Genomic DNA, 14512 nt, shown 5'->3' with positions numbered 1-14512 from the left:
ATGAGCGTTGAAGTGTCCATCACCCGCCGGTGCCCGGCATGACCACTGCCGGCGAGGCGCACGCGCCCAGCTGGTACGCCGACAGCGTGCCTGCCGCGCCACTGCGCGAACCACTGGCCGGTGATCTGGACGCCGATGTCTGCGTGCTCGGCGCCGGTTATACCGGGCTGTCCGCCGCGCTTACCCTCGCTGAACGTGGGTACCGCGTGGTGCTGCTGGAGGCGCACCGCGTCGGCTGGGGGGCGTCCGGGCGCAACGGCGGCCAGGCCATCGTCGGCTACGGCTGCGAAGTGGACACGCTCGAGCACCTCGTCGGCGCCGAGGACGCGCGGGCGCTGTTCGAGTTCTCGCGCGACGGCATGCGCCTGCTGCGTGATCGCATCAGCCGCCATCGGATCGACTGCGACTGGCGCGACGGCCACGCCAGCGTGCCGATCAAACCGCGCCAGGAACGCATGCTGCGCGCGGGGCTGATCGATCTGGCCCAGCGCTACGACTACCCGCTGCAATGGTGGGACCGGACCCAGCTGCGCGGTCAACTGGACAGCCCGCGTTATCGCGGTGCCATGTTCGATCCCCATAGCGGGCACCTGCATCCCCTGGCCTACGCGCAGGGCCTGGCCCGTGCCGCGGAGGCGGCCGGGGCGGTGATCCACGAGCAGTCGCCGGTCCTGCAGCTGATCCGCGGGGCCCGGCCGCAACTGCGTACCGCGCACGGCACGGTCAGCGCCGACCACGTGGTGATCGCCGGCAACGCCTGGCTCGAAGGCATCGCACCGGAGCTGGAATCGCGGATCATGCCGGTCGGCACCTACATCGGCGCCAGTGCTGTCCTTGGGCAGGCGCGGGCGCAGGCACTGATCCACAACGACATGGCGGTGGCCGATGTCAGTTGGGCGCTGGACTATTTCCGGCTGAGCCGCGACCACCGCCTGCTGTTCGGCGGCCAGGCCAGCTACTCCGCGCTGCCCCCGCCCGGCCTGCGCGGGGTGATGACCCGGCGCATGCGTGCGGTGTTCCCGCAACTGGCCGACGTGGAGCTGGAGTACGTCTGGGGCGGCTATGTCGACATCACCCGCAACCGGGCACCGCACTGGGGCCGGCTGACCCCGAATGTCTATTTCGCGCAGGGCTTCTCGGGCCATGGCGTGGCCGCGGCGGGACTGGCCGGCCAGGTGCTGGCCGAGGCGATCGCCGGGCAGGCGGAGCGGTTGGACGTATTCGAGCGCATTCCGCACCGGCCCTTCCCCGGCGGTCGCATGCTGCGGACCCCGCTGCTGGTCGCGGCGATGTCCTGGTACAAGCTGCGGGATGCGTTGTGGTGAGGGCTGGCGACGGCCGAGCCCGCTAAAGTTGCGCGTGAAACCGCCGCTATCTGTCCCGACCCACTCGGAATCGAGCGTACGCCTCATGCCGGCACTGTTGCAGGGCGCTGTCCTCAGCGACCCCGGTGATGCCCTGCCCCAGCGGATCCTGCTGGTGGAGAACTCGCGGACGTTCACCAGCATGCTGCGCGAGGCGATCGAACAGCGCCTGGAGCTGCCGGTGTCGGTGGCCACCAGCCTGGCCGACGCGGGGCGGTTGCTCGATGAAGAACGGGGCTGGTTCCTGGTCCTGACCGGGTTGGTGCTGGCCGACGGCGACCGCGACACCGTGGTCGACTACTTCCTGTCACGCGGATTGCCCACGGTGGTGGTCAGCGGCGTCTACGACGAAGATCTGCGCAAGCGCGTACTGCAGCAGCAGATCATCGATTACGTGCTGAAGAACACGCCGGGCAGCATCGATTACCTGGTGTGGCTGGTGCAGCGGCTCGAGCGCAACCGGCGCATCGCCGCGCTGGTGGTGGATGATTCGATGTCGGCACGGATGTACGCCGCCTCGCTGCTGCGCATGTACGGGCACGATGTGTACGAGGCCGCCGACGGTGCCGAAGGACTCAAGGCGATCGAGGCGCATCCGGCGATCCGGCTGGCCGTGGTCGACCAGGAGATGCCGGGCATGGAGGGGGTGGAGTTCACCCGCCGCCTGCGCACGATGCGTTCGCGCGACAAACTGGCCGTGATCGGTATTTCCGGCAACACCGACCCCTCGTTGATCCCGCGCTTCCTGAAGAACGGTGCCAACGACTTCCTGCGCAAGCCGTTCTCGCGCGAGGAATTCTTCTGCCGCGTGTCGCAGAACGTGGACCAGCTGGAGCTGATCGGCACCCTGCAGGACCTGGCCACCCGCGATTTCCTGACCGGCCTGCCGAATCGCCGCTGCTTCCTGGAACAGAGCCAGCGCCAGCTGCCGCAGCTGCATCTGGATGGCGAACAGGTGGCGGTGGCGATGATCGACATCGATCACTTCAAGCACATCAACGATACCCACGGCCACGAAGCCGGCGACGATGCGCTGCGCGCGGTGGCCGCCGCGGTCGCCCAGCATGCGCGCCAGGAAGATCTGATCGCGCGCTTCGGTGGCGAGGAATTCTGCCTGCTGGTACCCGGCATGGATGAAGAGCAGGCCGTGCACTATTTCGACGAACTGCGCCAAGCCATCGCGGCGCTGGAGGTCGACCTGGGCCACACCACCCTGCGCATGACGGTCAGCATCGGACTGTGCTGCCTGCGACCACAGCGCGATTCACTGCACCGGCTGATCTCCGAAGCCGATCGGCAGCTGTACCTGGCCAAGGCCGGGGGCCGCAACCGCGTCCACTGCGCCACCGTGGCCACCGGCGCGCGCCAGCGCGAGCCTGCCCTGGTGCCTTGATCGAGATCAACGCGGCGGCCGCCGTGACTGCCTAGAGTCGCCCCCAGTTGAACAGCGCGGGGAACGCACCATGGCACTTCTGGTCTGGCAGGACGATCTGAACATCGGCATCGATGTCATCGATCACCAGCACATGCGCATCGTGGAGATGCTCAACCACCTGCACGTCGCCCAGAAGAGCCTGGAGCGGCTGGCCGTGGCCGAGGTCATCGACGAACTGGTGGACTACACGATGTCCCACTTCGCCTTCGAAGAAGAGCTCATGGAGGAAGCCGGCTATCCATTCTGCGCGGCGCACAAGCGTGTGCATGAAATCTTCGGCAAGCGTGTGGGCGAGTACCGGCTGCGTTTCCAGGCCGGCGAGGATGTCACCGAAGAGCTGCGCACGATGCTGTCGCGCTGGCTGTTCAACCACATCCGGGGGGATGACAAGGCCTATGCGCCGCAGGTCAAGCAGCACCTCAACCAGTTCGCCCGCGAGCACCAGCAAGGCAGCTGGCTGGGCCGCACGCTCAAGCGTTTCTTCCGCTGATCAGCGCCCCCGCCGGCCCATCGCCAGCAGTGCCACGATGGTGATCAGGGCGGTCACGCACAGGTAGTAGCCAACTGCGACCAGGCCGTAGCGCTCGGCCAGCCAGGTGGCCACGTAGGGCGCCGGTGCCGCACCGAGGATGCCGGCCAGGTTGAACGAGAGCGAGGCACCGGTATAGCGCACCTGGACCGGATAGATCTCGGCCAGGAAGGTGCCGCAGGGGCCGTAGGTCAGGCCCATCAGGAACAGGCCCAGCGCCAGGAAGCCGAGCACCAGCCACGGGCTGCCGGCCTGGAACAGCGGCGCGAACACCACGCCGAAGGCGAGGATCAGGCCACTGGCCACGATCATGGTGCGGCGCGGGCCCCAACGGTCGCCATACCGCGCGGAGATCGGGATGCCCGCGGCGAAGAACAGGATGCCGACCATCTGCAGCAGCAGGAACTGCTCGCGCGAGTAGCCCAGCACGGTGGTGCCATGGCCGAGGGTGAACACCGTCATCAGATAGAACAGCACGAAGGTGGCGAACGCCCCCAGGGTGCCCAGCACCAGTGTCACCGGGTGGTCGCGCAGCACGCTCCACATCGGCAGCTTGACCCGCTCGTTGCGGTCCAGCGCGGCCTGGAACTGCGGGGTTTCGTGGATGTTCAAGCGCACCCACAGGCCGATGCCGACCAGCAGCGAACTGGCCAGGAACGGCACGCGCCAGCCCCACTGCAGGAAATCGGCCTCGCTCATCGCGCGGCCCAGCAACAGGAAGATGCCCGCCGAGAGCAGGAAACCCAACGGGGCCCCCAGCTGGGGGAACATGCCGTACCAGGCGCGCTTGCCGGGCGGTGCATTCTCGGTGGCCAGCAGCACGGCGCCGCCCCACTCCCCGCCCAGCCCCAGGCCCTGGCCGAAGCGGCACAGCGCCAGCAGCGCCGGTGCCACCAGCCCGATGCTGGCATGGGTAGGCAACAGGCCGATCGCCACCGTGGAAATACCCATCGTCAGCAAGGCCGCCACCAGCGTCGCCTTGCGCCCGATGCGGTCGCCGTAATGGCCGAACACCGCCGAGCCGACCGGCCGGGCGATGAAGGCGACCGCGAAGGTCGCCAGCGACTGCAGCATCGCCGCGCCATCGCTGCTCTCCGGGAAGAACAGGTGCGGGAACACCAGCACCGCCGCCGTGGCGTAGATGTAGAAATCGAAGAACTCGATGGTGGTGCCGATCAGGCTCGCCAGCAGGACGCGGCGGGGGGAGTTCACGACGGGAGCGACAACGGGTGTGGACATCGGGTACGCAGAAAAGGGGCAGCTGCCGGATTCTGCCACGGCCTTCCCGCGCCTGCCGGGATGGTTGCAGACGAGACTGTCAGCCTGTGACCCGGTACGCGACGCGCGTGTCGGGCAGGAACTTCCTCCCGGCCCCAGGGTCTGATTGCCGTCAACCCGCCAGGATGGTTCCGGATGTCAGGCTCAAGGAAGAGTACCGCCCGCTCGCGCTGGACCCAGCCGACCGCCATCGCCGTGGTGATCGCCGTGCATGGGCTGATGCTGGGGGTGCTGCTGCGTTCACCCGCCCCGGGCAATACCGGCGAGGAGGCACGTCTGCAGGTGTACTGGCTGCCGCGCCCGTTGCCGGCCCCGGCTCCTCCCCCCTCGAGTGCGCCGACGCCCCCGGCACTGCCGGTCTCCGGCTCGCGGCGCCTGCCTGCGCCCCTCGTGGTGGTGCCGGTCGCCACGGCGGACGCCGCACCTGATCGGCCGGACGTGAGCGCCCCGCTCGACCTCAGCGTGCCATCGTCGTTGATCGGCAGCGGCATCGAAGCCGGCTCGCTGGCACCACGCATCCTGGGCGCCCGCGACGTGCACGCGGCCTTCCAGCCCAAACCCAAGCGCTTCCGCATGAAGGCCGGCATGACCCCGGAGCAGATCGTGCAGGGCATCTTTCAGTTGATCGGCGCCTGGCCACCGGGCTACATGGTGGACCAGTGCCGCCTGACCCGGCAGCAGATCGACTACCTGCGCAACGCCGTGGATGAGATGGATCGCGACCTGCTGCGCGAGTCCCTGATCCGCCACAGCCAGGACTGCTGAACGTCGTCAGCCGCCCAGGTGGATCCAGGTCGCCTTGAGTTCGGTGTACTTGTCGAAGGCATGCAGGGATTTGTCGCGGCCGATGCCGGACTGCTTGTAGCCACCGAACGGGGCGGTCATGTCGCCGCCGTCCCACTGGTTGACCCACACACTGCCGGCACGCAGCCCGCGTGCCACCCGGTGCGCGCGGCCCAGGTCGCGCGTCCAGACGCCCGCGGCCAGCCCGTAGATCGAATCATTGGCCATGCGCAGGGCGTCCGCCTCGTGATCGAAGGTCAGCACCGACAGCACCGGCCCGAAGATTTCCTCGCGGGCGATCGTGTGCTGCGGATCAACCTCATCGAACACGGTCGGCTCGACATAGCTGCCCCCCGGTACCACCTGCAACCGCTTGCCACCCAGCAGCAGGCGCGCGCCATCGGCCTCGCCGTGCGCCACGTAGTCCAGCACGCGCCCGGCATGCGCGTCGTCGACCAGCGCCCCCATCGCCGCGTCCGGCTCGAACGGGTGCTGGGGCTGCATGTGCCGCCCATGCGCCAGCACCCGCGCCACGAAGGCGTCCTTGATCGAGCGCTGGACCAGCAACCGCGAGCCGGCGGTGCACACCTCGCCCTGGTTGTAGAAGATGGCGGTGGCAGCGGCCTGCGCAGCCTTGTCCAGATCCGGCGCATCGGCGAACACCAGGTTCGGGCTCTTGCCACCGCACTCGAGCCAGGTGCGCTTGAGATTCGATCTGCCCGCGCATTGCAGCAGCCGGCGACCGACGGCCGTCGATCCGGTGAACGCCAGCGCGTCCACGTCCATGTGCAGCGCCAGCGGTTCGCCGGTGCGCTCGCCATGGCCCGGCACCACGTTGAACACGCCGTCGGGCACACCGGCTTCGGCCACCAGCGCGGCCAGCCGGATCGCGCTCAGCGGCGAGCGTTCGGACGGCTTGAGCACCACCGAATTGCCCGCCGCCAGGGCCGGGGCGATCTTCCACGACGCCATCAGCAGCGGGAAATTCCACGGCACGATCACCGCCACCACACCCACCGGCTCGCGGGTGATCAGGCCCAGCGTATCCAGCGCGGTGGGGGCGACCTCGCCGTACACCTTGTCCACTGCTTCTGCGGTCCAGCGCAGGCAACGCAATACACCCGCCAGATCGCCTTCGCGCGCATCGCGCACCGGCTTGCCCATGTCCAGGGTTTCCAGCAACGCGAGCTCATCGGCGTGCTGCTCGACCAGATCGGCCAACCGCAACAGCACCTGCTTGCGGTGTGACGGCGCGGCCCGTGACCAGTCGCCCGCATCGAAACTGCGCCGCGCCGCTGCGACCGCGCGGTCGACATCGGTCGTGTCGGCGTCGGCCACCTGCACCAGCACACGGCCATCGATCGGACTGATGCAGTCGTAGCGCGCGCCACTGGCCGCGTCGACGTAGCGCCCATCGATGAAGGCCTGCCCCTGGAAGGTCAATGCATCGGCCTGGCGTTGCCAGTCGTCACGGGTGCGTGCAGCAGTCATCGGCGGCGTCCTCGTTCACTGATCCGGGTAAGGCGGTTATACCCGCGGCCGTCACGGGAAGACGTGATGCGGGTGCGATAAAGTCGTGACCATCGCGCCCCTGCGGAGTGCCTCATGCCTCGTCCCGAATCGTCGTTGTCGACCCTGGCCGGCCAGGCCCCGCCGGCGCTGGACGCGTACTGGATGCCGTTCACCGCCAACCGGCAGTTCAAGGCCGCCCCGCGCCTGCTGGTGCGCGCCGAGGGCATGTACTACCACGACGTTGACGACCGCCCGATCCTGGATGGCGCGGCCGGGCTGTGGTGCTGCAATGCGGGCCATGCGCGGCCGCGGATCGTGCAGGCGATCCAGCAGCAGGCTTCCACGCTGGATTTCGCGCCACCGTTCCAGATGGGTTCGCCCCTGCCGTTCGTGCTGGCCCAGCGCCTGGCCGCGCTGGCACCGGCGGGGTTGAACCATGCATTCTTCACCAACTCCGGCTCCGAGGCCGTCGACACCGCGATGAAGATCGTGCTGGCCTACCATCGTCTGCGCGGCGAAGGCCAACGCACCCGCTTCATCGGCCGCGAAAAGGCCTATCACGGGGTCGGCTTCGGCGGCATGTCGATCGGCGGCCTGCCCAACAACCGCAAGACGTTTGGTCCGTTGTTGGCTGGCAGCGATTTCCTGCGCCATACGCTGGATCTGGAGCGCAATGCCTTCAGCCCCGGGCTGCCCCGCCATGGCGCCGAACTGGCCGAGGACCTGGAGCGGTTGATCGCGCTGCACGACGCCTCCACCATCGCCGCGGTGTTCGTCGAGCCGATCGCCGGCTCGGCCGGGGTCATCCTGCCCGCGCCGGGCTACCTGCAGCGACTGCGCGAGATCTGTGACCAGCACGGCATCCTGCTGGTGTTCGACGAGGTGATCACCGGTTTCGGGCGGGTCGGCAATGCCTTCGCCGCACAGCGCTTCGGCGTGACCCCGGACCTGCTGACCCTGGCCAAGGGCCTGACCAACGGCGCGGTACCGATGGGCGCGGTGCTGGCCAGCGATACGATCCACGGCGCCTTCATGCAGGGCCCGCCGGCGGCGATCGAGTTCTTCCACGGCTATACCTATTCCGGCCACCCGTTGGCCTGTGCAGCCGCCTTGGCCGCCCTGGATACCTACGCCGAGGAGCACCTGTTCGAGCGCGCCCTCGAGCTGGGCGACTACTGGCAGGAACGACTGCACAGCCTGCGTGGGCTGCCGCATGTGGTGGACATCCGCACCTTCGGGCTGATCGGTGCGATCGAGCTGTTGCCCCGCAAGGACGCACCCGGCGCCCGCGGCTACGAGGTGTTCAAGCGCTGCTTCCGCGACGGCCAGCTGTTGGTGCGCTGTACCGGCGATGTGATCGCGCTGTCCCCCCCGTTGATCCTGGAACGCAGCCACATCGACCGGATCGTGGAGGTGCTGGGCGAGATGATCCGCGCCACCGGCTGAGCCTGAATCCACCGGCGACGACGGCGACCGCCGCGATCCTTACAATGGGTGGTCACGTTTCGCTCGCGTACCGGATTGCATGGACATTGTCGTCAAAGAAGAACTGAAGGCCTACATCGACCCGCTGACCGCGGACGAGCACGACGCCCTGGAGCGCAGCATCCTCGCCGAAGGCTGCCGCGATGCGCTGGTGCTGTGGGGCGAGGTGCTGGTCGATGGCCACAACCGCTACGGCATCTGCCAGAAGCACGGGCTGCCGTTCCAGACGATCCAGAACACGCGGTTCCAGTCGATGGAGGACGTCCATCTGTGGATGATCGAGCAGCACCTGGGCCGTCGCAGCGTCTCCGACTTCCAGCGTGGCGTGCTGGCGCTGCGCAAGCGCGACATCCTGGCCGAGCGCCACCGCGCCGAGCAGGCCCAGCTGCAGAAGGAAAGCGACGGCGAGCTCAGTGGACCGGCCGATGCCGCTGACGAAGACAGCCCGCCGTGGGCGGCCGCGCCGAAGGTCAGCCGCGCGGACATGGCCCGCGAAGCACGCCTGAGCAGCAGCCAGGTGACGATGATCGAGCGCATCCACAAGCAGGCCGCGCCGGAGCTGGTGGAAGCGGTCAAGACCGGGGTGATCTCGATCAGTGCCGCGGCCGCCGTGGCCGATCTGCCCGCGGAAGAACAGCGCGCCGCGGCCGCCGCCGGCAAGGACGAGCTGAAGCAGGCCGCCAAGCGCGTGCGCGAGTCCAAGCGCAAGCCGCGCAAGCCCGCCCGGGACGTGCTGCACAGTGCCGATGGCGACGCCGAGGTCGATCCCAGCCGCGCGGCCGAGATCGCCGAGGCGCTGAACGCGCTGGGGGAAGGCCCCGCCGAGCTGCGCCAGCGCGTGATCGCGCTGACCCTGGAGAACGACACCCTGCGCCAGCAGTTGGCAGCGCTGCGCAGGCAGGTGCAGGACAGCGAGCTGGCCGACGCCTGATCGCTGTCCTGTGGTCTACCGTTTGCTCATGCGAGGGTGGGTAGACTCCCGCGATGGATTCAGTGACTTCCCCTCCCGACCCGCGCCGCGCCCAGCTGCGCCGGCTCAAGCTGATCGCGCTGGCCATGCTGGTGGCGATGCTGGCTGGCTTCGCAGTCAGCCACTGGCACGGCGAACGCGGCATCTGGGCCTGGGTCTCGGCCTTCTGCGAGGCGGCCGCGGTCGGCGCGCTGGCCGACTGGTTTGCGGTGGTCGCCCTGTTCCGGCGGCCGCTTGGCCTGCCGATCCCGCATACCGCCATCATCCCGCGCAGCAAGGACCGAATCGCCGACAGCCTGGCGCTGTTCGTCCGCGATCAGTTCCTGGAACCGCAGGCGCTGCTGGCCCGGCTGCAGGTGTTCGATCCGGCCAGCCGCCTGGGCAGCTGGCTGGCCGAACCGGCACGGGCCCGCATGCTGGCCGACATGGCACGTGGCTGGGCCCTGCAGGCGCTCGACTTCCTTGATGAGGCGGCCGTCCGGCGCAGCATCCAGGGGTTTGTGATCCAGCAGTTGCGCCAGTGGAACGCGGCCGCCACCGCCGGGGAACTGCTCGGCCTGCTCACGGCCGACAACCGCCACCAGCGCGTGCTGGATGAAGGCCTGACCCGCATCAGCGAGTGGCTGGGCAACGAAAAGGTCAAGGACCGCGCGTCCACGCTGATCGTGGGTTACATCCAGCGTGAGTGGCCCAAGCTGGCCAGCACGGTCAACTGGGTCAAGCCGATCGATGAGATCGGTGACACCCTCGCCGAGCGCCTGGCACACGCGGTGCTGGAAGAACTGCAGCAGATCCTGGCCCAGCCCGAACATCCGCTGCGGCGCGATTACGAAACCTGGCTGAGCGACTACATCCAGCGGCTGCGCGAAGATCCGGCCCTGGCCGAGAAGGTCGAGCAGCTCAAGCAGCAGGTGATCGATCACCCTGCCGTGCAGGAGTACGTGCAGGGCCTGTGGGCGCGGATCCATGCCAGCCTGCGTGCCGACCTGGCCAGTGAGGAGTCCGCGCTGGCCGGCCATCTGCGCCGCAGCCTGGCCTCGGTGGGTGAGGCGCTGCAGGCCGACCCGTCGCTGCGCGAGGCGCTCAACCAGCACCTGATGGACGGCGCGGAGCGCCTGACCACGCGCCTGCGCAGCGGCGTGACCGAGCATATCGCGCAGACCGTCAAAGGCTGGGACGAACGCCATCTGGTGGAACAGCTGGAGCTGAGCGTCGGCCGCGACCTGCAGTTCATCCGCTTCAACGGCACCCTGGTGGGCGGCCTGATCGGCGTGATCCTGCACGCACTGACGGTGTGGTTCCACTGGTAACGCGCTGACCGCTGACGCCGCCCGGCAACGCTGGCGGGAAGATCGCCAGCGTCGTGGGGTTGCTCAGCTGGCGACCGCCCGCACCGCCGCCACCAAGGCGTCCATCTGCGCCGGTGTGCTGAAGATGCCCGGTGTCACGCGCAGGCAGGCGCCTGAGGCCAGCCCTTCGCGTGGCACCACGAACACCCCCGATTGCTTCACCATCCGCTGCGAAGTCGCCGTGTTGTCACGCATCGTGGTCTGCCCGCGCAGCCGGAACGAGGTGATCGCACTGGACAGCCGCGGGTCGGGTGAACCCAGCAACTGGATGCGCTCGTCGCCGCGCAACGCATCCATCCACTGGCTGCGCAGACGCAGCAACCGCGCACGCTTGTTGGCGACACCGATGCGCTCGTGCAGGTCCAGCGCGACCGGCAGCGCCATGTACGCCGCGAAGTTGACCGTGCCGGTGTGCACGCGGGTGCGGATGTCGTCATGGTCCTGCTCGCCCATGTACGGATCCAGATCGCGGACCCGGCCGCGGCGGACATACACCGCCCCGATGCCGACCGGCGCACCGATCCACTTGTGCAGGTTGATGCCGATGAAATCCACGCCCAGCGCGCGCAGCGGCGTGTCTACCTGGCCGATGCCGTGGGCGGCGTCGAGCACCACCTCCACCCCCGCCGCCCGGGCCAGCGCGGCGATCTCGGCCACCGGCAGCAGCATGCCGTTGCGGTGGTTGACGTGGGTCAGCAGCAGCAGGCGCACGCGCGGGTTGGCGGCCAGCGCGCGGCGGTAGGTCTCCACGATGCTGTCATGGTCGAACGGCTCGGGCAGCGTGATCGCCACCGGCTGCACACCGCGCCGCGCCTGCAGCCACTGCATCGCGCTGATCATGCTGTCGTAGTCGGTGTCGGCGTACATCACCGCATCGCCCGGCGACAGACCGCGGTAGCCGCCGATCAGCACCTGCATCGCCTCGGTGGCGCCACGGGTGAGCACGATCTCGTCGGTCTCCACCCCCAGCACCTGTGCCAGGCGCACGCGGGCCTGTTCGAACAGCGGTGGAAACGCCAGCCGCCCGAACCAGGCGTTGCCGGCGTTCACCGCGGCGGTGGCCTGCTGGTAGGCCTGCAGCACCGGGCGCGCCATCGCGCCCCAGTAACCGTTGTCCAGCATCACGACCTCGTCGGTGAGGTCGTACAGCGCGCGGACCTGCTCCCACCAGTGTTCATCGCCGGCGAGCTCGGCCGGCGTGCGCGTGCCCACCGCCGGCAGCGCCATCGGCTCAGTGTCCATGGCGGTCGCGGCGGACAGCACCGTGGCGAGTGGCAAGGCCAGCGCGCCACGCAGCAGATGTCGTCGTTGCCGGTCCATCAGTAACGGATCCGGTATTCGGCGTAGAGGTTGCGGCCGTCGGTGTCATACGGCGCATTCCGCGAGTAGATCAGGCCACGGCTGGCCTGGAAGCTGGCCTCGTCCGGGTAGCGGTTGAACAGATTGTCCGCGCCGATCCGCAGCGTCTGCTGCTCGGTGACGTTCCAGCTCACCGCCAGATCGACGAAGCTCATCGCCCCGAAGCGCTGGAAGATATCGCCCGTGGCATTGCCCGAAGAGTCTGTCCATGCCCCGTAGTATCGCAGCTTGCCGAGCACGCTGAAGCGGCCCCACGCATAGGTGCTGCTGAGCGTGGCCTTCTGCCGCGGCAGGCGCTCTTCGAAGATGCGGCGCTGGCTTTCATTGGTAGCCACGCCAGTGGCACCGCTGTCCACCTGGGTCTGGTTGTAGTTGTAGCCCAGCGTGGTGCTCAAGCGGCCCGCGCCGAGTGCGGTGGTATGGCTGGCGACCACGTCGACCCCGCGCGTGGTGGTGTCGAAATCGTTGGTGTAGAAGCTCACCGAGGTATACGCCAGCGGATTGGGCACGCCGGCCGGCACCGCGAACGAGGCCGACTGGCTGAAGCGATCGGTCACCTTGATGTCGTACAGGTCGACGGAGCCGGAGAAGCCCAGGTCGTTCTTCCAGGTCAGCCCGAGCGAGGCGGTGCGCGATTGCTCCGGCTTGAGCGGCTTGGCGCCGAGCTGGATCGCCAGCGGATCGCTGGGCGACAGGCGGCCGGTGGTGAAGACCTGCAAGGTCACGGTATCCAGGCCCTGCTGCGTGCTCTGCGTGTAGAGCTGGCCGGGCGTGGGCGCGCGGAAACCGGTGGAGACCGAACCACGCACGGCCAGGTCCGGGGTGAACTCGAAGCGGCTGGAGAGCTTGCCGTCCACGCTTTCACCGAAGGCCGAGAAATGCTCGTAGCGGGTCGCCGCGCCGCCGGTCCAGCGTGCGGTCAACGGCGCTTCGACATCGATGTACGCCGCGCGACTGCGCTGGCTCCAGCGCCCGGCATTGGCCGCGCTGAAACCCGGGGCACCGTTGGCACCGCCGGCCAGGCCGGTCACCGCCCCGGGACCGATCGCATACGACGCCGGATCACCGGCATCCACGCCGTAGGTTTCCTCGCGCGTCTCCGCGCCGAAGGCGATGTTGATCGGCGCGGCCAGCGCGCTGACCGGCAACGAGTAGACGATATCCGCGTTGAGGTTCTTCTCTTCCTGCGAGAGGCGGCCAAGGTAGAAGGAGGTGGGGCTGTCCGGGCCGAGCGAGGCATTGATCGAGTTGCCCAGCGTGTAGTCGATGCGGTTGCGCCCGTAGGAGCCGCTCACATCCCAGCGCCAGCGCTCGCCCCAGTAACCGCGCAGACCGAGCACGCCCTGCAGATCGTCCTGCTCGCTGCCGTACTTCGGGCTGAACCCGGTCGGGTACAGGCTGCGTGCGTCCCAACCGGGGAACACGCGGCTGCGGTTGTAGACCGAGGCGGTGCCATCGGGATTGCGCCAGTTGAAATCGCTGACGCCTTCGCTATGGCCGTACAGACCGAAGCCGTAGAGGTCGACGCTGTCGTTCAAGGCCAGGTTGAGATTGAAGCCAAAATGGCGGTTTTCCAGGTCCGGCTGGCCCCAGCGCTGTACCGGATCGGGCACGACCAGATCCGGGTGGGCGTTCTGGAAGGCGATCGCATCGGCACGCTGGCGGCTGCGCGAGGTCGCATCGGATTTGTCCCAATCGGCGAACAGCGACAGGCTGCCCTTGTCGCCCAGCGCGAAGCCGTGGCGGCCACCGATCTTGCGGCCCAGGCCATCGCCCTCGCTGTACTCGGAGACGCCCAGCGACACCTCGCCGCCAACGCGGTCGTCCAGAATGATGTTGATGACACCGGCGATCGCGTCCGAGCCGTACTGCGCGGACGCGCCGTCGCGCAGCACTTCGATGCGCTGGATCGCATGCACCGGAATCTGGGCCAGGTCCGGCCCCTGTGCGCCGCGCGCGCCCAGCAGCGCCGAGCGGTGGAAGCGGCGACCATTGACCAGCACCAGGGTCTGGTCCGGCGAGAGGCCGCGCAGCGTGGCCGGCCGCACGAACACCAGGCCGTCGTTCATCGGCATGCGCTGGACCACGAACGAGGGAACCAGCTGCGCCAGGACATCGTTGAGGTCGGACGACTCGATCGCCTGGATTTCCTCCTGCGAGAAAACGTCCACCGGCGCCAGCGTGTCGAACTGCGTGCGGTTGCTGCCGCGCGTGCCGGTGACGATCATCGTGTCCAGGGTGGCGGGGGCCGCGGCATTCCCTGCCGGGGCGGCCTCGGCGCGCGCATCGGCGGCCAGGGCGAAGGTAAGGACGGACGACACCGCTACAGCCAGCACACAACGATTCACTGACGACTCCGCGAACGAACAGGTGGGGGATGGACGTGACGGTCGTCACGGCATGCTCACAGTCTGTTGACGCGATGTTGCCCCGCAGTGACACGCAGGC

The 14512-nt window shown here is 68.5% G+C and carries 11 protein-coding genes; 7 read left to right on the top strand and 4 right to left on the bottom strand.

All coding sequences use genetic code 11. From position 1 onward, the window contains the following. Positions 1-38 precede the first annotated feature (38 nt). From AC07WC_RS09840 to AC07WC_RS09830, 3 genes are all read left to right on the top strand, one after another. Positions 39-1325 (top strand): NAD(P)/FAD-dependent oxidoreductase, encoded by a 1287-nt coding sequence (locus tag AC07WC_RS09840; RefSeq protein WP_495209834.1) that lies wholly within the window; start codon positions 39-41, stop codon positions 1323-1325. Positions 1326-1410: 85 nt separating this feature from the next. After that, positions 1411-2757: a diguanylate cyclase gene (locus tag AC07WC_RS09835; RefSeq protein ID WP_495209833.1), complete on the top strand. Its 1347-nt coding sequence runs from the start codon at positions 1411-1413 to the stop codon at positions 2755-2757. Positions 2758-2827: 70 nt separating this feature from the next. Continuing rightward, entirely contained in the window at positions 2828-3289 is a 462-nt protein-coding gene (locus tag AC07WC_RS09830) for a bacteriohemerythrin (protein WP_495209832.1), read from the top strand. On the opposite strand, the gene AC07WC_RS09825 is transcribed toward AC07WC_RS09830, so the two are convergent. Next, positions 3290-4567, bottom strand: coding sequence for an MFS transporter (locus AC07WC_RS09825; RefSeq protein WP_495209831.1), 1278 nt, complete (start codon positions 4565-4567; stop codon positions 3290-3292). 174 nt (positions 4568-4741) lie between these two features. Here AC07WC_RS09825 and AC07WC_RS09820 point away from each other — a divergent pair, with 174 nt between their 5' ends. Beyond that, on the top strand, positions 4742-5371 hold the full coding sequence (locus AC07WC_RS09820; protein ID WP_495209830.1) for a hypothetical protein: 630 nt from the start codon (positions 4742-4744) through the stop codon (positions 5369-5371). 6 nt (positions 5372-5377) lie between these two features. On the opposite strand, the gene AC07WC_RS09815 is transcribed toward AC07WC_RS09820, so the two are convergent. Next, a complete protein-coding gene (locus AC07WC_RS09815; RefSeq protein ID WP_495209829.1) occupies positions 5378-6880 on the bottom strand; it encodes an aldehyde dehydrogenase in 1503 nt (500 codons plus the stop codon). Between the two features lie 114 nt (positions 6881-6994). Here AC07WC_RS09815 and aptA point away from each other — a divergent pair, with 114 nt between their 5' ends. The 3 genes from aptA to AC07WC_RS09800 all read left to right on the top strand — a co-directional run bounded on the left by aptA (position 6995) and on the right by AC07WC_RS09800 (position 10666). Then, the gene (aptA, locus tag AC07WC_RS09810; RefSeq protein ID WP_495209828.1) at positions 6995-8347 is read left to right on the top strand and encodes an omega-aminotransferase AptA; all 1353 of its coding nucleotides are present in this window, start codon (positions 6995-6997) and stop codon (positions 8345-8347) included. A 79-nt stretch (positions 8348-8426) separates the two neighbouring features. After that, positions 8427-9317: a ParB N-terminal domain-containing protein gene (locus AC07WC_RS09805; protein ID WP_495209827.1), complete on the top strand. Its 891-nt coding sequence runs from the start codon at positions 8427-8429 to the stop codon at positions 9315-9317. A gap of 62 nt (positions 9318-9379) precedes the next feature. Next, entirely contained in the window at positions 9380-10666 is a 1287-nt protein-coding gene (locus AC07WC_RS09800) for a DUF445 domain-containing protein (protein ID WP_495209826.1), read from the top strand. Between the two features lie 63 nt (positions 10667-10729). On the opposite strand, the gene AC07WC_RS09795 is transcribed toward AC07WC_RS09800, so the two are convergent. Together AC07WC_RS09795 and AC07WC_RS09790 are read right to left on the bottom strand one after the other, a co-directional pair. Continuing rightward, a complete protein-coding gene (locus AC07WC_RS09795) occupies positions 10730-12025 on the bottom strand; it encodes an aminotransferase class V-fold PLP-dependent enzyme (RefSeq protein WP_495209825.1) in 1296 nt (431 codons plus the stop codon). Beyond that, on the bottom strand, positions 12025-14385 hold the full coding sequence (locus AC07WC_RS09790) for a TonB-dependent receptor plug domain-containing protein (protein WP_495209824.1): 2361 nt from the start codon (positions 14383-14385) through the stop codon (positions 12025-12027). Before AC07WC_RS09790 ends, AC07WC_RS09795 begins: the two co-directional genes overlap by 1 nt. Between the last annotated feature and the right edge of the window lie 127 nt (positions 14386-14512).

It is taken from the genome of Stenotrophomonas sp. GW821-FHT01H02A, from assembly GCF_059422145.1.
This window is presented reverse-complemented; position numbering and strand designations above follow the sequence as displayed.